This window comes from Colwellia sp. BRX10-4 (assembly GCF_014077465.1).
In the GTDB taxonomy this organism is placed as follows: Bacteria; Pseudomonadota; Gammaproteobacteria; order Enterobacterales; family Alteromonadaceae; genus Colwellia_A.
In genome coordinates this window covers 113,214-130,703 of record NZ_JACGVZ010000012.1, presented here as the reverse complement: position 1 = coordinate 130,703, position 17,490 = coordinate 113,214, and the positions used below count along the sequence as shown (strand labels likewise).

The following is a 17,490-nucleotide window of genomic DNA, read 5'->3' as shown; positions in this document are numbered from 1 at the left end:
TCAACATCTATAAAAATCGATAGGCAAAAGCTTACAAGATGCAGTACATGCATTATTGTTGACCAATCGATAGCTGTGTTTCAGAGCATTATCACTGCGTAGTATTATCATGGGTGGCATAGTAAAGAAATATTCTTTGTTTGGCGGTGAAATAGATATTTGAACTCTACTCGAAGGTTTAGTGCTATGAACCCTTATTTAAAATTTCTAGTTGTCAGAAAGCAAAAAACCGCTAATCTTTCGATTAGCGGTTTTTCATTGTTTGGCGGTGAGATAGAGATTTGAACTCTAGAAGGGCTATAAACCCTTGCTGGTTTTCAAGACCAGTGCTTTCGACCACTCAGCCATCTCACCTGAATATCTTTAAACAATTGCTTGCTTGAAGACGAGGCGAATATTAAAGTGTAGAAAAAGACTTGTAAAGCATTTATTTAACAAAAACGTTTGTTTGCTAAAAAAAACAACAAATCGCTAGCTATTTAAACAATCTTCAAGGGTGTTTATGGGTAATAATAATTTTTCTGTAAACAAGTGCCGCTGTTCTTGGCTTGATACCTCAAAACCTGATTATGTAAAATACCACGATGAAGAATGGGGAGTGCCGGTTCATGACGATAAAGTGATGTTTGAATCCCTTGTTCTAGAATCTGCACAAGCTGGCTTAAATTGGTACACTATTCTTAAGAAACGTGAAGGTTACCGTACGTTGTTTTTAGACTTTGATGTAAATAAAGTTGCAAGGTTTACTAACGACGATGTAGAACGTTTAATGCAAGATGCCTCAATAGTACGCAACAGGCTAAAAATAGTAGCGGCTATTAATAATGCACAACGATTTATTGAAATACAGCAAGAGTACGGAAGTTTTTGTCAGTTCATCTGGTCTTATGTTGATAATAAAACCCAAGTTAACAGTATAAATGATACAGAGAAATCAGTTGCTACGTCCCCTATTAGTGATAGATTAGCCAAAGACATGAAGAAGATTGGCTTTAAATTTCTAGGCTCAACAACCTTATATTCACACTTACAAGCAACCGGATTAATAAATGACCACTCAAATAGCTGTTTTAGAAAATAAGTGAGTAATACCTTGGAAAAATAACAATTACCAACAAGCCAGCAATGCTAGTTAATGCGGCTAAATTTTTTAGTTACAAATATTCACAAATTATTAGTAAATATCAACAAATTTAAGCAACTAAATAATAGTATTTTAAAAAACGCCATGTCATAATATGTCAAGATGTCATAAAGAAAGTTTAAGAGTACTCTTGAATTTGACTTAAATGGCCTTATCTAAAAAGTATAACTAAAGTTATCAGAGGAAGTTTTATGCAATCAAATATTGGTTTACAAGCGAGTAAAAGCTCAGCTATAGAAATTAACAAGGTACTTAAAAATACCTATATGTTGTTATCAATGACATTAGCTTTTAGTGCCGTTACTGCCGCTATTTCTATGTCGTTGAACTTGCCACACGGCGCAGCTCTTATAATGACATTAGTCGCTTTTGGCTTAATGTTTGTTGTAAACAAAAAAGCTGATTCAGCGAGTGGTATTTTTTGGATTTTTGCATTCACGGGTTTAATGGGAGCCTCTCTAGGCCCTATGCTTAACCATTACGCTGCAATGCCTGCAGGTCCTGGAATGATAATGCAAGCCTTAGGAGGTACTGCATTAATATTTTTCGCCTTATCGGGTTATGCATTAACTAGCAAAAAAGACTTCTCGTTTATGGGTGGTTTTTTGATGGTCGGTTTAATTGTGGTAATAGTTGCAAGTATTGCAAATATTTTCTTTCAAATTCCGGCTCTTTCATTAGCAGTTAGCGCAGCTATTATCATGATTATGTCTGGTTTAATCTTGTTTGATACTAGTCGTATAATTAATGGTGGTGAAACCAACTACATTCGAGCAACTATTTCTTTATACTTGAATATTTACAACATCTTCGTGCATTTATTACACCTTTTAGGCGTAATGGGCGGCGATGATTAATATCGTAAGATAATAGAATGTAAGTGAGTTATTGCTTATAATATAAAACCTCGTTGATCTTACGGTCACCGAGGTTTTTTTATATTCATTTATAATCACTATTTACTTGTGTATGTAGGACATTTTGTGAAAAAACTCGCTTTTGTTATTACCACCCCGCCCAACAGTAACTTAACGGCTACTGCTATTAATATGGTTACCGCTGCGTTAAAGAGTGATATTAACGTTGTTGGCGTATTTTTTTATCAAGACGGTGTTTTAAATGGTAGCCAGCACCTTGCACTGCCTAATGACGAATACCAAGCGCATCGACAATGGCAACAATTACATCACGACTTTGATATTCCTTTACACTTATGTGCTACTGCAGCAGAAAAACGTGGGCTAAGTGATGATATTAATGATGGTCAAGCCGCTACTATTCATCAGGCATTTACCTTATCGGGCCTAGGTGAGTTAGTAGAATTGAATGTCAACGCTGATCGTCTAATTCAACTGTAAGGTATTTATCATGTCTGAAGCCAAAAAATCACTTGCTATCGTTAATGCCAGCGCACCCTTTTCAGCAGGAAATGCTAAAGATTCTCTTGATGTTGCCCTTATTTTTGGCTCTTATGAACAAGCCATTAGTTTGTATTTTCAAGGCGATGGCGTTTATCAATTAATAGCCAAACAACAACCTGAATTTATCCAACAAAAAGACTTTTTAAAAACGTTAGCGGCATTAGAGTTTTATGATATTGAAAATATTTATGTTTGCCAACATTCACTGACTCAACGTGGCTTGACTAACGATTTTTCTATTGAAAACGTAGCCGTACTTGACCGTGCAGAGTTCTCGACATCATTACACCAACATCAATCAATATTAAGGTTTTAACCCACATGAGTATGCTTCACTTAGTGCGCACATCCGCTTTTCAAACAAGCGACTTTGAACAATGCCTTGACGTAATACAAGCAAATGACACTATCGTGCTACTTGATGATGGTTGCTATAACCTTAGTCATGATTTATGGCAACAAGCCTTAAGTAAAATAGCGCTGCCCGCGCTTTATATTGTTGAAGCGCACGCACAAGCAAGAGCTATAACGATTGATAAAGAAAAAATAAACACTTTATCACTCGATGCATTAATGACATTGATTTGTGCAACAGAAAAATCGGTAACTTGGCAGTGAGTTTATTTTTTAATGAGCAAGAAATCGCCACCGACAAGCAAGGTTATTTAATCAACTTTAAAGACTGGCATACAGATTTAGCGCAGATAATTGCTGATAAAGACCAATTGGTATTAACGGAGCAACACTTTGAAGTTATACGCTTTGTTAGAGAGTTCTACCTGACTTACAATACGTCCCCGGCAATAAGAGCGTTAACAAAAGCGATGAAAGCAGAATTTGGCGAAGAAAAATCAAGTAGTCGGTACTTATATCGATTATTCAAAGAAGGGCCAGCAAAACAAGCAACAATGTATGCTGGTTTACCCAAACCAGCACGCTGTATTTAAACGTTTTACTCTTCGACTATCAATATTAAACTTTAATATTGATAGTGAAACCACTGCTACCTGATGTTGGTAATACCGCTGAGTCAACACTGCCAGCCGAGGCGATAAGCTTCAGCGCCATTTCACCTTCAAGCTCTTGCTGACCTTTAGATAAGGCTGCGGTTTTTAATGCATAACCTGTAGTTATATCTGTTTGCACACTTTCAATATTATTCAATGATAATGACATAAAGCCTCTCACGTTTTAGCTATGCACATAGCAAGTTAGAACAAGACAACATTTGCCACAAACTATATCGATTCTCTTTATTATAACTTTAGTCCATGAAAACATTTAGTCAAAAGCCGATAATAACGCTTCCACAGGATGACGAGTCTGCATATTTCCTAAACGCTTTGTTTGGCTTCTACAGGAGTAGCCAGTCACTAAGACTTGTTTAGCCTCTAATTTAGCTAACTTATCTTGCCAACTCATTTCAAATAACATTTTCGAGTTTTCAAAATTTACTTGCTCATGTCCGTAAGTACCAGCCATACCACAACAGCCCACAGAGACGTTTTCAAGTGTCAAACCAAATAACTTGAATATCTCACGCCATTGCCCTTCACTACCGGCTAATGCCGTTTTCTCAGTACAATGTGCAAATAATTTATAAGGCGCCACTGGTTTATCACCCGTTAGTGATGAAAGTGCTATTTTAGTATTCTGATGTTCTATAACCGTTAATAACCATTCATGGGCTAACAGCACGTGAAAATCGCCACGCTTATCACCAAGCGTTTGTTTATATTCGTCGCGATAGCAAAGCGTTAATGAAGCATCTAAACCGACCATAGGTATATTTAACTGATGAAGTTCATTTAAAAATTCAGCAGTATTTTTAGCTGTTTTTGCAAATTTAGCTAAAAATCCTTTTACGTGCTGCGGTTTACCATTAGGTTTAAACGGTAATAATATTGGGGTAAAACCTAACTTTTCAATTAATGCCATCATAGCTTCAACGACGTTAGCATCATAAAAAGAAGTAAATGGGTCTTGAACGATCAGCACATGACTCACTTGTTGCGCTTTATTAAGCCCTTGTAAATAAGCAAGGTCAAAGGATTGATAATTTTTTTCTCTGACTTGCTTTGCTAAGGTCGGTACAGAAAGTATCGGAGTATCAATATAACCAATCGTTGCTCGTGAAAATTTGTCGTACCATTTATGGGATAATACCGCATTAATTAATTTCGGAGATTTGGCCATTAATGGCGTTAATGTTTCTACATTAGCGACTAAGTGATCTTTTAACGGACGGAAGTATCTTGAATGATATAAGTTAACAAAGCGTGCTCTAAAATCTGGAACATCTACTTTTACAGGGCATTGACTCGCACAAGCTTTACAGGCTAAACAGCCTTGCATTGCTTCCATCACTTCGTGAGAAAAATCTTCTTTTTGATGTGCTGAAAAACGATTTTTTATCTTATCTAATAAACGTTTTACAGACCAATGCTGAATATTTTCTTCTAAACTAAGAATATCGACACCCTTAGCTTCTAAAAGGCGTAACCACTCACGCATCAGGCCAGCCCTACCTTTTGGGGAATGTCTTCGGTCACGCGTTACCTTGCTTGAAGGACACATTGGGCTGTCTACATCATAATTAAAACACAAGCCATTGCCATTACAGTCGAGCGCTGAACTAAATGAATCTTTTACCGTTATAGGTATTTGCCGGTCATAGAAACCCCGTTTAGTGCCGTCAACCGAGACTAGTTTTTCACTCGATTCAAGTGGCGTACAAATTTTACCTGGATTCATTTTATTATGCGGGTCGAAAGCACTTTTAATTTTTCTTAGCTCTGTAAATAAATGTTCACCGAAAAATTTTGGACTGTATTCGCTGCGATATCCTTTGCCATGTTCACCCCACATTAAACCACCATATTTAGCAGTTAACGTTACCACTTTATCAGAGATTTCGCGGAGCAACTTTTCTTGTTCAGGATCGCACATATCGAGTGCTGGACGGACATGTAAAACACCCGCATCAACATGACCAAACATGCCGTAGTGCAAACCATAACTATCGAGTAAAGCGCGAAACTCAACAATGTAATCCGCTAAGTTTTCGGGTGGCACAGCAGTATCTTCGGCAAAAGCTAATGGTTTTTGACTACCTGCTGTGTTGCCTAACAAGCCAACAGCTTTTTTTCGCATACCATAAAGTTTATTGATACTGCTTAAATCAGTGGTCACTTGATAACCAATAACACCGGTATTATTGCTAATGTCACTATCTAAACGTGCTGTTAGTTGTGCTACCTGATCGGCTAACGCTTCAATACTGGTGCCGTTGTACTCAACAATATTAATACCGTCCATGACTTTACTGTCAACATCGGTAATTAAATCACGCACCGAATGCCACACAATATCTTGTTTGGCTAAATTTAAGACTTTTGAATCGATGGTTTCAACTGAAGTCGCTTTAGCTTCAACGAGTGCAGGTGAATGGCGCAGCGCAGAATCAAAACTGTCATATTTAATTACAATCAGTGTTTTAGCTTTTAAAATTGGCGTTAAGTTAAGTTTTGCCTCACAAACAAAGGCTAACGAACCTTCTGAACCGGTGATTAAACGAGAAATATCAACTTGGCTTAAATCATCATTAAAAACATTTTCTAGATCATAACCCGTTAAAAAACGATTTAAACGGGGAAATTTTTCTAAAATCAAGGCTCGATTGTCACGACATGAGGCCAGTACTTGTTTAACAATATGACCGTAACTGCTGTTTTGTTGCGCGAGTTCTTCCGCTTCTCTGATGGACATTGGAGATGTTGACAGAAAGTCACCATTAGCTAAAACCGACTCTAGGGATAAAACATGATTAGAGGTTTTGCCATAGACCAGAGAGCCTTGTCCAGAAGCATCAGTATTAATCATGCCACCAATGGTTGCACGACTACTGGTTGATAGATCTGGAGAAAAGAAAAAACCGTGTGGACGTAAATAATCATTTAATTGATCTTTGATGACGCCCGCTTCAACACGTATCCAGTTTTCTTCAATATTAATCTCTAAAATACGATTCATATATTTTGACAAGTCAACGACAATACCTGGTGTTAAGCTTTGACCATTTGTACCAGTTCCACCACCACGCGCACTAAATTTGATACTTTGATATTTTGGCGTTGAAGACAATTGACTGATCAATTGGATGTCTTGCTTACTTCGAGGATGTAAAACCAATTGTGGTAATTGTTGATAAATGCTGTTGTCGGTAGCAACCGACAGCCGAGCACTATATTGGCAATTAATTTCACCACTATATTGACTGTTACCAAGCTCCTGAGAAAACTTTTGATACAGTGGAGCGATAAGTTCTTGATGTTCTAATGAAGGTAAGCTCTGAGACATAGACGAAAAACATATTAATGATTTAAGGTTGAGCCTAGTATATCACGTCAGTTTTGAATTATGACTCAAGTTTTGTTGAAGAATGCAAAAAGGCTAAGAACTTTTTAACTAAACTTATAGTAAAAAGAACCTAGCCTTTGTTTATCATATTGCCAGTGAGGCTATGACCTCACATTATTCACCAATAAATCGCGCTATACGATTATTTATTTTTTGTGGTTTTCAGCAATATACAACCAAGTCGCTAATACCGTATCTGGATTAAGCGAAACACTGTCGATACCTTCTTCAACCAACCATGCGGCAAAATCAGGGTGATCTGACGGGCCTTGGCCACAAATACCGACATATTTGCCACGCGCTTTACAAGCTTTAATCGCCATCGACAATAAGGCTTTAATGGCTGGATTACGTTCATCAAATAAATGAGCGATTAAACCAGAGTCACGGTCTAAACCTAGTGTTAATTGCGTTAAATCGTTTGAACCGATAGAAAATCCGTCAAAATGATCTAGGAATTGATCAGCTAACAAACAGTTCGACGGTAATTCACACATCATAATAACGCGCAAACCATTCTCACCACGTTTTAGACCATTCTCAGCGAGTATTTCAATAACTTGCTCGGCTTCTTCTACCGTACGAACAAATGGGATCATGATTTCAACGTTGGTAAAATCCATATCGTTTCGCACGCGTTTAATCGCTTCACACTCAAGTGCAAAACATTCACGGAAATCTTTAGAGATATAACGTGCTGCGCCGCGATAGCCAATCATTGGATTTTCTTCTTCTGGTTCAAACACGTCACCGCCAACTAAGTTAGCATATTCGTTTGATTTGAAATCAGACATTCTAACGATTACTTTCTCAGGCGAATAAGCTGACGCTAAGGTTGCAATACCTTCAGTTAGCTTAGCAATATAAAATTCAACTGGGCTAGCATAACCAACGATAATGTCGTTAATTTCATCTTTTAAATCGTCAGATTGCTCATCAAAATTTAACAATGCTTTTGGATGAATGCCAATCATCTTATTAATAATGAATTCTAAACGTGCTAAACCAATACCCGCATGAGGTAAACGAGCGAAACCAAAGGCTCGGTCTGGGTTACCAACATTCATCATTATTTTTAATGGAACTTCTGGCATTGAATCAACTTGAGAAGTGGTTACAGTAAAATCAAGTTTACCTTTGTAGATAAAACCGGTATCACCTTCAGCACAAGAAACGGTAATATCATCGCCATTAGCAATACGTTTTGTCGCATCACCACAACCAACAACCGCAGGAATACCCATTTCACGAGCAATAATTGCAGCATGACAAGTTCTACCACCACGATTAGTAACAATCGCAGAAGCACGCTTCATAATAGGCTCCCAATCAGGGTCGGTCATATCGGTGACTAAAACATCACCGGGCTTAATTTTATCCATTTCAGCCAGTGAAGCTAAAACCTTTGCTTCACCACTACCAATTTTGTGACCTATTGAGCGACCTTCACAAATTACATCAGCGGTTGTTTGTAATTGAAACTGTTCCATTACATTAGCGCTTTCACGGCTACGAACTGTTTCAGGGCGCGCCTGAACGATGTAAAGCTTACCGTCTAAGCCATCTTTAGCCCATTCAATGTCCATTGGACGTTGATAATGCTTTTCAATAATAACGGCTTGTTTGGCAAGTTCTTGAACTTCATCATCGGTTAATGAAAATTGATTAGACAACTTTTCTTCAATATCAACAATTTCAACTTGTTTGCCATGACTTTGATCTGTGGTGTAAATCATTTTTATGGCTTTACTACCGATATTGCGACGAACAACCGACGGTCTACCTTTAGCTAGTGTAGGTTTATGAACATAAAATTCATCAGGGTTAACTGCGCCCTGCACCACCATTTCACCTAAACCGTAACTTGAAGTAATAAAGACTACATCTTCAAAGCCAGACTCAGTATCAATAGAAAACATCACACCGCTTGAAGCAATATCACTACGTACCATACGCTGAATTCCAGCAGACAAAGCAACACCACGATGGTCATAACCTTGATGAACACGGTAAGAAATAGCACGGTCGTTAAATAAAGAAGCGTAAACATGTTTGATCGCTATCATCACAGCGTCAAAACCACGTACGTTTAAGAAAGTTTCTTGTTGTCCAGCAAAAGAAGCATCGGGCATATCTTCTGCCGTTGCTGAAGAACGAACAGCAAATGAAGCATCGTCAGCAAAACCATCGGCTAAGGTGGTGTAGGCTTTTGCTATATCTTGCTGCATTTCAGGTAGAAATGGTGTTTCTATGATCCAATTACGGATTGTTTCACCTGATTTTGATAATGCGGCTAAGTCATCAACATCTAAATTATCAAGCAACTGATATATTTTGTCGTTGATGCCACTTTGTTCTAAGAATTCATTAAATGCGTAGGAAGTCGTAGCAAAACCGCCTGGGACTTGCACGCCTACGTTTGAAAGGTTTGAGATCATTTCACCAAGTGATGCATTTTTTCCACCAACGCGGTCAACATCATTCATTCCTAAAACTTCATACCAAAGCACATTTTCTTGCACGACATTTTCTCCAAAAAAAAGAAACAAAAATAAATAGATTTATGAGTTATATCAGTATATTTATAGCTTAAGACATTTTACACTGCGAACTTTATAAACTGAAATGTTATTTGAAACATTTTAGTATAAGTTACAGTTATACCCATTTGATTAATTGAATGACCTAGTTTTTATCAGAAAAATGGGTAAATACCCTGTATAAAATTTATTAAGTCATTAACCTACTTATTAATTTTATCTGGCAGTAGTCATTTATTTTAACTATAAAAATCTCAGTTAATTTTATTCGCTGGGTATTAAAGATAATAAAGAGGTTTTTAAATGCGCGCTGCTTTTTATATTTCTGATGGCACAGCCATTACATCAGAGGTTTTTGGTCATGCTTTGTTGTCACTTTTCCCAATGGAATTTGATCACGACACTATCTCATTTGTTGAAACTGTTGAAAAAGCAGAAGCAGCAAAAATAAAAATTAATAAAGCTGCTAAACGTACCGGTATGCCACCATTAGTTTTTCATACCTTTGTTAATAACGACATTAGAAAAATTATTGATAGTTGTGATGGTGTTATTTATAACTTCCTAGAGCATTTTGTCGCGCCACTTGAGAAAGAACTGCAACTAGACGCTAAGCCTACCGCTCATCGCACGCACAGTATTCACGAAAATAGTTATGATTACCGTATTGATGCGGTTAATTATTCACTGGCCAATGATGACGGTTCAAATGTTACCAATTATGAGCATGCCGACGTTATTCTCGTGGGTGTATCGCGCTCGGGTAAAACACCAACCTCGTTATACCTCGCACTACAATATGGTATTAAAGCAGCGAACTACCCTTTTACTGATGATGATATGGACGACCTGACTTTACCTGACTTTTTAAAACCTCATAAAAAGAAACTGTTTGGCTTAACTATCGACGCACAACGCTTAATTGATATTCGCGGTGAAAGATTAGCGAACAGCAAATATTCATCCGCACGACAGTGTCGAATGGAAGTTAGAGAAGTTGAAAAACTGTATAAAAAAGAAAAAATTCCCTTCCTTAACAGTACAAAGTTTTCCGTAGAAGAAATATCAGCAAAAATCCTCAATGAAACAGGCTTACAACGCTATAAATATTAACTTAGTTCAAATTAATCTTTGAAAATACAGAAAGCATTTCACATAAGCCGCTAATTTGGTTATGTTAGCGCGATAAATTATATTGCGCTGGCTTTTTTATTGCGCATTAACGCCTTCAAATAAAAAATTAGATTACCATGACTATTAAAACGGACGAATTTAGAACCACGCTAATTGAAAACCTTGTTTCTCCAGAAGAATTAGCACAGCAAATCCCACTAGATGATGAAACAGCGAGTTTTATCATCCAAAGCAGAAAAGACATTGAAGCGATTATCACCGGTGACGACGACCGTTTACTGGTCATTATTGGTCCGTGTTCAATTCATGACACCACTGCTGCTGTTGATTACGCAGAGAAACTTAAAGTATTACATGATAAGTACCGAGATGATTTATTGATTGTCATGCGTGTTTATTTTGAAAAGCCTCGTACAACGGTTGGCTGGAAAGGCTTGATCAGTGACCCTGATTTAGATAAATCTTTTCATGTAGCCAAAGGCTTAAACCTAGCTCGCTCATTATTAATGGATATTAATAAACTCGGTTTACCTGCAGGCACTGAATTTTTAGACATGGTGACCGGCCAATATATTTCAGACTTAATAAGCTGGGGAGCTATTGGTGCTAGAACAACTGAAAGCCAAGTTCACCGAGAATTAGCTTCAGCCCTTTCGTGTCCGGTAGGTTTTAAAAATGGCACTGACGGTAATGTACAGATTGCTGTTGACGCCATCAACGCCTCAAGTGTGCCTCATGTTCTATACTCACCCAATAAAAGTGGTCAAATGTGTATTTATCAAACGCATGGTAACCCATTTGCTCATGTTATTTTACGTGGCGGTAAAGAGCCGAACTATCACGCAGAAAACATTAGTAAGACCGGTGAAGTATTGGCTAAAGCTGGCTTAGAAAATCGTATTATGATCGATTGTAGCCATGGTAATAGTTTTAAGGACCATAACAAACAAATTGACGTTGCTCGCTCTTTAAGAGCTCAAATGGAGCAAGGCGACAAGGCTATATTTGGTGTCATGGTTGAAAGCTTCTTAGTTGAGGGTAATCAAAAAGTGGTTGATGTTAACAAACTCACCTACGGACAAAGTATCACCGATGCCTGTATTAACTTAGACACCAGTGTCAGTTTGTTAGATGAGTTATCGGCGGCTGTTCAAGCTAAACGTTCAACTCAACGTTAAATTTATCTATAAAGTACATTTCAACGCTTAAATAAAAAAAGCCGCTGAGGATAACTCCCCTGCGGCTTTTTTATATTCAGCAAAATTTATCTAAGTGAAACGAAACCAAACACCGTAACGTAAAGTGTTTGGTTAGCTCCGTTTGCTGCTAATGCTCAACCAATTCTTTCTTTTGAATATAACTGAGTACTAATTTATCTTTTTTGACACCAACTTTCGCCACGCCACCGTGTGTTAGATCACCAAACAATAACTCATTAGCTAATGGTTTCTTTAAGTGCTCTTGTATTAGACGTGACATAGGTCGAGCGCCCATCGCTTTATCATAACCGTTAACAGCCAACCATTTTCTAGCGTCTTTCGTTAATTCTAATGAAACGCCTTTTTGATCAAGTAGTGCTTGTAGTTCAACAATAAATTTATCAACCACTTGTTGAATAACAACTTCATCTAAATGGTTGAACCAGACAATATTGTCTAAACGATTTCTAAATTCAGGTGAGAAGGTTTTATTAATTTCACCCATTGCATCAATTGACTGATCTTGTTGTTTAAAACCAATAGATTGGCGAGTTATTTCATGAGCTCCCGCATTGGTTGTTAACACTAAAACAATATTTCTAAAATCAGCTTTACGACCGTTATTATCGGTTAATGTTCCGTGGTCCATGACCTGCAATAAAATGTTATAAACATCTTCATGAGCTTTTTCAATTTCATCTAACAAGACCACAGAATGAGGATGCTTAATGACTGCATCCGTTAATAAACCGCCTTGCTCATAACCAACATAACCTGGAGGAGCACCTATTAATCGGCTTACCGCATGTTTCTCCATGTACTCTGACATGTCGTAGCGTAATAGTTCGACACCTAAAGATTTAGCTAATTGTTGTGTTACTTCTGTTTTACCCACCCCAGTTGGCCCAGCAAATAAGAACGAACCAACAGGTTTGTGTTCATTACCTAAACCAGCACGAGATAAGCGAATTACTGACGTAAGTTCATTAATAGCGTGGTCTTGTCCAAAAACAACCATTTTCAAATTACGGTCTAATGTCTTAAGGCTGTCTTTTTCTGATGATGAAACTGACTTTTCAGGGATCCTCGCCATTTTGGCAACAATAGATTCTATATCACTGTCGTTAATTACTTTTTTACGCTTCGAAGCAGCAACTAATTGTTGTTTTGCACCCGCTTCATCAATAACATCAATGGCTTTATCGGGAAGAAAACGCTCATTGATATATTTAGCTGACAATTCTGCGGCTGCACGCAAGGCTTTATTGGTATAACGAATACCGTGATGTGATTCATATTTTTCTTTTAAACCATGCAATATCTTAGTGGTGTCATCAACACTTGGCTCAACAATATCTATTTTTTGAAAACGGCGCGCTAATGCACGATCTTTTTCAAAAACACTTTGGTATTCTTGGTAGGTTGTTGAACCCATGCAACGCAGTTTTCCTGATGATAATAATGGTTTTATTAAATTAGAAGCGTCCATCATGCCACCTGAAGCAGCACCTGCACCAATTATCGTATGAATTTCATCGATAAATAGAATGGCATTACCCTCTTCTTCTAACTCTTTTAATAAGCCTTTAAAACGTTTTTCAAAATCACCACGGTATTTAGTGCCCGCTAATAAAGCGCCCATATCAAGCGAATAAATAGTGGTTTCAGCTAAGAATTCAGGTACATCGTCAGAAATAACTAAATTGGCAAGTCCTTCGGCAATAGCCGTTTTACCCACCCCTGCTTCACCAACAAATAAAGGGTTATTCTTACGACGACGGCTTAGCACCTGTAAAGTTCGTTCTAATTCGCTATCGCGACCAATTAACGGATCAATATTCCCTTTTCTCGCTTCTTCATTAAGATTGGTAGCAAAGTTTTCAATAGTACGGGGTTCTTCAACGTGTGCTTCTTCGGTAGATTGCGGAGAATCCGTATGTTCTATTTTAGAAATTCCATGAGAAATGAAATTTACAATGTCTAAACGGCTAATGTCTGATTTTTTCAGAAAATAAGCCGCTTGAGATTCTTGTTCACTGAAAATAGCAACCAGGACATTGGATCCGTTAACTTCACTTTTTCCAGAAGATTGCACATGAAAAACGGCTCGTTGTAATACACGCTGAAAACCTAACGTTGGTTGAGTTTCACGTTCAATTTCCCCTTCTGGGATCACTGGCGTTGTTTCAGCTATAAAATCTAATAACTCTTTACGTATTTTTCCCATATCAGCAGCACAAGCTTTAAGCGCTTCGATTGATGAAGGGTTATCTAATAAGGCCAATAATAAATGCTCAACCGTCATAAATTCATGACGGGAGTCCTTGGCTTGACGGAAAGCCATATTTAATGATATTTCTAAATCTTTGTTCAGCATAGACTACTCCACTTTAAACCATGCGAATTCACGCTTTTTCCATTGTACATTGCAATGGGTGCTCATTTTCTAATGCGTATTGATTAACTTGTTCAACTTTTGTTTCTGCTATTTCAGCAGTAAAAGTACCGCATCGCCCCTTTCCTTTATAATGAATCTCTAACATTACGTCGGTCGCCTTATCTGAGTTCATATTAAAAAATCGACACAGCACATCTATGACAAAATCCATCGGCGTATAATCATCGTTAAGTAACACAACAGTATACATAGGGGGCTTTTCAAATTGCTCTACAAGTTCGTCTTCAAGGACTTCTTGATTATCTAGTAACTCTTTCCACTTGCTCATAATTTTATATTAGTCTGTACCTAGTGATTTTGCTTTAACATTTAAAAAAATAAATATTCAATTAACTGATAAATTTAACTTGATTATTTATGTAACTTGTCTACTGTTTACTTTAGTGATTATTTTTTAATCATTTATACATTTATGTTAATGCTTTTATGCAAGCATACCTAATTACCGATGTAGAAGGAAGTTGAAGTATGGCTCACGGGACAGTGAAGTGGTTTAATAATGCAAAAGGGTTTGGTTTTATTCGTCCAGAGGATGGTGGTGAAGATATTTTCGCGCATTATTCAACAATCCAAATGGAAGGATACCGTACATTAAAAGCTGGTCAAGACGTTGATTATGAACTAAATGCAGGCCCAAAAGGTCATCATGCTGCTAGTATTACACCTGATGAAATTGAAGCTATGGGTGAAGAATAATTTTCTATTGTGCTACAATAATCCGATAAAACACCTGTTTGCTCATCTAGCAACCAGGTGTTTTTTATTAAGTACTTTTAACTAATTAGAATAGAAATACCCAAGCAAAACATAGGCAACAGAAAAATATTGATTTTAGTTTACCTTTAATGACCAAAGTAATAAGTAAGAAAGCTCACTGATCAAACTTGGTAAGTCTTCCTTGGGGAAAATTAAAGAAATTAAAGAAGAAACACCAAGAATGCCCAGAATATTAAAAATATTACTGCCAGCAACATCTACAACAGCTAAATCCTTGTGTTTTCTTAATACCGCCATTACCGAAATAGTAAATTCGGGCAGAGATGTCCTATGGCAACTAAAGTGAGCCCTATAAGCGCGTCAGATAATCCTAAAGCTTTAGCAATAATCGTTGTTTCAGTAACAAAATACTGTGCTCCTAGCATAAGAAAACCTGAACCAAATCCTATCGATAATACTTCCAGCCATATTTTGTGAGGTTCAGTGTAAAGCTCTTTTCCTTCAGCTTGGTGGAGTTTATATAAAGCATTACTATGATTTTTCTCTTTTTAAATGATGAAGCCTAAATAAGCTAAAAGCGACTAATTATCACCACACCAGAAATGATAGAGAAAGAACCGCTTAAATCATTACTACATGCTGTAGCGCCAGTAAAAGCTGACTTTTTTGACATTATACGTGTGGTTTATGATTTATATAGCGTCAATCTAGCAAGTTCTTTAGGTGTTTTACAAGTCCTGTTGGTCTTTGCATTTATTATCATTATTCATGGTTCGATAAGAATTATTTATTAAGATAATATAAAAAACGTCTTGCCCATTCAACGGTTAGTCGGTTGCCATGTATAACGCTAAGCGTTGCACTCGCCGTTTTTATTGCTGCTATTGGTTAGTGCATCAAGAGATAATGAAAATCACTCTGTTCTTTTTTGCTGGTTTATTTGCTGAAGCACATCGTATTTATAAATTCAGTTAGTTAAATGACATTGCTAAAAAAATGCCGATCTCAATAACTCTCTTTGCCATTGAATTTTTAGGCATGATTGGTATACCGCCAATCGCTGGCTTTGTTTCTAACTGGTATCGTGGTATTGAAACATATAATGCTTGGGTAATAGCAGTACTCATGACAGTAATCTCAATACCCGTTACTGGTCATTTGGCTAGTTAACACGCTACTAGTGCTGTTAGCGCCTTGGTATTTACTTAATAAAAATTTCACCTTAACCAGCTTATTATCACTGGTGACCCTAAACAGCTTTATATCATCGTTAATCCCAATATTTCTAGCCGTTGTTGTCTATAAATTACTGGTTGCTTTTAAGCTAAACGGGCGCATAATTTTCAGCCTCGATGCATTCAAACTAAGAGTGATAAATAAGTCTTTCTCAACAAACAAGAAGCTAATAGTAAATATTGAGCAAGAGAAAGCTGTTGACCTGAGCAATTCATGCTACTGAATATTCAGTCAACCTATATGTCAGTCGTGTTAATTGGTGTTCGTATTTTATTATTAGTGGCCTTTAGCGTTTAAACGCAATGTGCTATCGTCTAGTAAGAGATATTTAGTCGATTAACTAAACTCGACTAAAAAATGGTTATGTTATTGGAGAACCAAATTGACAATAGAACATGGTGACAACACAATAATTTTAAAAGAAAATATTATACATATAACGTTGAAAGGCTCTTTTAATGAGTATGGTGCTGAAAAAGTCTCGCAAAAGACATCAGCAATAATCAAGTCGCTCAATCAAAGTAAGTTTCTGATATTTGTTGATCTTTTAAACTTGGATGGTGCTACGCCAGACGCATTTAATATTTCTAATAAGTTTAATGGGTGGCTCAATGGTCAAAATATGGTAGCAAAAGCTATCGTTATCACATCGCAGGTAATAAAAAATATTGACCAACAATGGGTACCCTCGAAAGTGCTTCAAAATATAGAGTATTTTGATAATAAAGACGATGCATTAATTTGGTTGAACAAACAGATTTAATACAATGTGTTTGTTTACCTTTTAATTTTTATCTTAAAAATAAAGATAAGTTGTAACTGAATTCTCGAACACCAGAGTGAACTACTCGGCACTAAATTACTGAGCTTTCTCGATGATAAAGATAAAATTACTGTTATGATTTTTAGTGTATTGATTATAAAAACCATTAATACCAATACCGGTATATTTATTAGTTGAACATTACATTTCTCGTTACTCCCTTCAATCAAAAAAAAAACAGTTAAACTGTTGATTTATAAGGAAATACAAAACTCCACAAGAATAAAAAAACATATCAAGCGATCTCCAAATAAAGAAAATTAGCTTCATCACGTAACAACTAAGAAATCAGATCGATCACAAGGTAATAAAACGGCTTAACGATTAAACTCATAGTTTTGAACATTTTCATAAGTAGTCTCATGTATTTATTCATTCGACAAGCCCCTTGTAACTTAA

The 17,490-nt window shown here is 36.8% G+C and carries 17 protein-coding genes, 1 tRNA gene and 1 pseudogene; 12 read left to right on the top strand and 7 right to left on the bottom strand.

Features of this window, described 5'->3' with window-relative positions:
* Positions 1-263: 263 nt before the first annotated feature.
* A tRNA-Ser gene (locus H4J67_RS11450) sits at positions 264-354 on the bottom strand.
* Between the two features lie 148 nt (positions 355-502).
* On the opposite strand from H4J67_RS11450, the gene H4J67_RS11445 reads away from it, so the two are divergent.
* From H4J67_RS11445 to H4J67_RS11420, 6 genes are all read left to right on the top strand, one after another.
* The gene (locus H4J67_RS11445; RefSeq protein WP_182171804.1) at positions 503-1,081 is read left to right on the top strand and encodes a DNA-3-methyladenine glycosylase I; all 579 of its coding nucleotides are present in this window, start codon (positions 503-505) and stop codon (positions 1,079-1,081) included.
* A gap of 254 nt (positions 1,082-1,335) precedes the next feature.
* On the top strand, positions 1,336-2,001 hold the full coding sequence (locus H4J67_RS11440) for a Bax inhibitor-1/YccA family protein (RefSeq protein WP_070373648.1): 666 nt from the start codon (positions 1,336-1,338) through the stop codon (positions 1,999-2,001).
* Between the two features lie 126 nt (positions 2,002-2,127).
* Positions 2,128-2,502, top strand: coding sequence for a sulfurtransferase complex subunit TusD (gene tusD / locus H4J67_RS11435; protein WP_182171807.1), 375 nt, complete (start codon positions 2,128-2,130; stop codon positions 2,500-2,502).
* 10 nt (positions 2,503-2,512) lie between these two features.
* On the top strand, positions 2,513-2,881 hold the full coding sequence (tusC, locus tag H4J67_RS11430) for a sulfurtransferase complex subunit TusC (protein WP_182171810.1): 369 nt from the start codon (positions 2,513-2,515) through the stop codon (positions 2,879-2,881).
* A gap of 5 nt (positions 2,882-2,886) precedes the next feature.
* The gene (tusB, locus tag H4J67_RS11425; RefSeq protein WP_182171813.1) at positions 2,887-3,183 is read left to right on the top strand and encodes a sulfurtransferase complex subunit TusB; all 297 of its coding nucleotides are present in this window, start codon (positions 2,887-2,889) and stop codon (positions 3,181-3,183) included.
* Positions 3,174-3,512 carry a TusE/DsrC/DsvC family sulfur relay protein gene (locus tag H4J67_RS11420; protein WP_182172074.1) on the top strand — a complete coding sequence of 113 codons (339 nt, stop codon included), beginning with the start codon at positions 3,174-3,176 and terminating at the stop codon, positions 3,510-3,512. The genes tusB and H4J67_RS11420 overlap by 10 nt, the downstream gene beginning before the upstream one ends.
* Positions 3,513-3,537: 25 nt before the next feature.
* Here the strand turns inward: H4J67_RS11420 and H4J67_RS11415 are convergent, their stop codons facing one another.
* From H4J67_RS11415 to ppsA, 3 genes are all read right to left on the bottom strand, one after another.
* Positions 3,538-3,741, bottom strand: a complete 204-nt coding sequence (locus H4J67_RS11415; protein ID WP_182171816.1) for a hypothetical protein — start codon at positions 3,739-3,741, stop codon at positions 3,538-3,540.
* Positions 3,742-3,846: 105 nt separating this feature from the next.
* Positions 3,847-6,924 (bottom strand): FAD-binding and (Fe-S)-binding domain-containing protein, encoded by a 3,078-nt coding sequence (locus H4J67_RS11410; protein WP_182203784.1) that lies wholly within the window; start codon positions 6,922-6,924, stop codon positions 3,847-3,849.
* 206 nt (positions 6,925-7,130) lie between these two features.
* Positions 7,131-9,506, bottom strand: coding sequence for a phosphoenolpyruvate synthase (ppsA, locus tag H4J67_RS11405; protein ID WP_182171824.1), 2,376 nt, complete (start codon positions 9,504-9,506; stop codon positions 7,131-7,133).
* Positions 9,507-9,827: 321 nt separating this feature from the next.
* On the opposite strand from ppsA, the gene H4J67_RS11400 reads away from it, so the two are divergent.
* Both H4J67_RS11400 and H4J67_RS11395 read left to right on the top strand, forming a co-directional pair.
* Positions 9,828-10,637, top strand: a complete 810-nt coding sequence (locus H4J67_RS11400) for a pyruvate, water dikinase regulatory protein (RefSeq protein WP_070373656.1) — start codon at positions 9,828-9,830, stop codon at positions 10,635-10,637.
* A gap of 137 nt (positions 10,638-10,774) precedes the next feature.
* Positions 10,775-11,836: a 3-deoxy-7-phosphoheptulonate synthase gene (locus tag H4J67_RS11395; protein ID WP_070373657.1), complete on the top strand. Its 1,062-nt coding sequence runs from the start codon at positions 10,775-10,777 to the stop codon at positions 11,834-11,836.
* Positions 11,837-11,984: 148 nt separating this feature from the next.
* Here H4J67_RS11395 and clpA read toward each other — a convergent pair whose 3' ends face one another.
* Positions 11,985-14,234, bottom strand: a complete 2,250-nt coding sequence (gene clpA / locus H4J67_RS11390) for an ATP-dependent Clp protease ATP-binding subunit ClpA (protein WP_182171827.1) — start codon at positions 14,232-14,234, stop codon at positions 11,985-11,987.
* 28 nt (positions 14,235-14,262) lie between these two features.
* Complete coding sequence (gene clpS, locus H4J67_RS11385) at positions 14,263-14,583, bottom strand: ATP-dependent Clp protease adapter ClpS (RefSeq protein ID WP_070373659.1); 321 nt, start codon at positions 14,581-14,583, stop codon at positions 14,263-14,265.
* Between the two features lie 200 nt (positions 14,584-14,783).
* Between clpS and cspD the strand changes: the two genes are divergently transcribed.
* Positions 14,784-15,011, top strand: a complete 228-nt coding sequence (cspD, locus tag H4J67_RS11380; RefSeq protein ID WP_070373660.1) for a cold shock domain-containing protein CspD — start codon at positions 14,784-14,786, stop codon at positions 15,009-15,011.
* A 135-nt stretch (positions 15,012-15,146) separates the two neighbouring features.
* On the opposite strand, the pseudogene H4J67_RS20630 reads toward cspD, so the two are convergent.
* Positions 15,147-15,457 (bottom strand): annotated as a pseudogene (locus H4J67_RS20630) (sodium:calcium antiporter).
* Positions 15,458-15,634: 177 nt separating this feature from the next.
* On the opposite strand from H4J67_RS20630, the gene H4J67_RS11370 reads away from it, so the two are divergent.
* The 3 genes from H4J67_RS11370 to H4J67_RS11360 all read left to right on the top strand — a co-directional run bounded on the left by H4J67_RS11370 (position 15,635) and on the right by H4J67_RS11360 (position 17,031).
* Positions 15,635-15,826 carry a hypothetical protein gene (locus tag H4J67_RS11370; RefSeq protein WP_182171836.1) on the top strand — a complete coding sequence of 64 codons (192 nt, stop codon included), beginning with the start codon at positions 15,635-15,637 and terminating at the stop codon, positions 15,824-15,826.
* A gap of 190 nt (positions 15,827-16,016) precedes the next feature.
* A complete protein-coding gene (locus tag H4J67_RS11365) occupies positions 16,017-16,202 on the top strand; it encodes a proton-conducting transporter membrane subunit (RefSeq protein WP_310650629.1) in 186 nt (61 codons plus the stop codon).
* Positions 16,203-16,650: 448 nt separating this feature from the next.
* Positions 16,651-17,031: an STAS/SEC14 domain-containing protein gene (locus H4J67_RS11360; RefSeq protein WP_182171841.1), complete on the top strand. Its 381-nt coding sequence runs from the start codon at positions 16,651-16,653 to the stop codon at positions 17,029-17,031.
* Positions 17,032-17,490: the final 459 nt, after the last annotated feature.

Coding starts and splice junctions, on each gene's coding strand:
- H4J67_RS11445 (WP_182171804.1), top strand. CDS start 503: ATGGGTAATAATAATTTTTCTGTAAACAAGTGCCGCTGTTCTTGGCTT.
- H4J67_RS11415 (WP_182171816.1), bottom strand. CDS start 3,741: ATGTCATTATCATTGAATAATATTGAAAGTGTGCAAACAGATATAACT.
- clpS (WP_070373659.1), bottom strand. CDS start 14,583: ATGAGCAAGTGGAAAGAGTTACTAGATAATCAAGAAGTCCTTGAAGAC.
- clpA (WP_182171827.1), bottom strand. CDS start 14,234: ATGCTGAACAAAGATTTAGAAATATCATTAAATATGGCTTTCCGTCAA.
- H4J67_RS11400 (WP_070373656.1), top strand. CDS start 9,828: ATGCGCGCTGCTTTTTATATTTCTGATGGCACAGCCATTACATCAGAG.
- H4J67_RS11395 (WP_070373657.1), top strand. CDS start 10,775: ATGACTATTAAAACGGACGAATTTAGAACCACGCTAATTGAAAACCTT.
- H4J67_RS11440 (WP_070373648.1), top strand. CDS start 1,336: ATGCAATCAAATATTGGTTTACAAGCGAGTAAAAGCTCAGCTATAGAA.
- cspD (WP_070373660.1), top strand. CDS start 14,784: ATGGCTCACGGGACAGTGAAGTGGTTTAATAATGCAAAAGGGTTTGGT.
- tusB (WP_182171813.1), top strand. CDS start 2,887: ATGAGTATGCTTCACTTAGTGCGCACATCCGCTTTTCAAACAAGCGAC.
- tusC (WP_182171810.1), top strand. CDS start 2,513: ATGTCTGAAGCCAAAAAATCACTTGCTATCGTTAATGCCAGCGCACCC.
- H4J67_RS11410 (WP_182203784.1), bottom strand. CDS start 6,924: ATGTCTCAGAGCTTACCTTCATTAGAACATCAAGAACTTATCGCTCCA.
- H4J67_RS11370 (WP_182171836.1), top strand. CDS start 15,635: ATGATAGAGAAAGAACCGCTTAAATCATTACTACATGCTGTAGCGCCA.